This is a genomic window from Nonomuraea aridisoli (assembly GCF_003236395.1).
Taxonomy (GTDB): Bacteria; Actinomycetota; Actinomycetes; order Streptosporangiales; family Streptosporangiaceae; genus Nonomuraea; species Nonomuraea aridisoli.
Genome location: NZ_POUD01000718.1, coordinates 1 through 382, shown reverse-complemented (window position 1 = coordinate 382; position 382 = coordinate 1). Strand labels below are relative to the sequence as shown.

The following is a 382-nucleotide window of genomic DNA, read 5'->3' as shown; positions in this document are numbered from 1 at the left end:
GTGCCCGGGAGGGTCGCGCCGGTTCCGGTGCCGCCGAATCGGGTCCCTGGGAAGTCGGTGCGAGTGCCGGTGACGTCGGGGCGGGTGCCTGGAGGGGTGGCGGGGGTGCCCATGCCGCCGAGTAGGAAACCGGTGCGGCCTGTGCCGCCGAAGGGCGTCACGCTGGGGCCGACGGTGGAGGTGCCGAAGGTGTCGGTACGTCGCTCGCCCGGCCCCAGGGTGTCGATCGCCGTGCCAGGCGGAAAGCGCCAGGTGGCGCCCAAGGTCACTGTGCCTGGGGTGACGATCTATCCCGGCGGCGTGTGCGTGCGCCCGGGCCGGGCCGGGAGACCGGCCGAAGGCGTGGGGTCGGCCCGGGGTGGGAGCTGTCTCTTATACACAC

Annotated in this window: 1 protein-coding gene; it reads right to left on the bottom strand. The window is 73.8% G+C overall.

Going from position 1 to position 382, the window contains the following annotated elements; translation table 11 throughout:
- The coding region (locus C1J01_RS51770; RefSeq protein WP_220040526.1) for a hypothetical protein at positions 1-269 on the bottom strand (269 nt) is incomplete at its 3' end.
- Between the last annotated feature and the right edge of the window lie 113 nt (positions 270-382).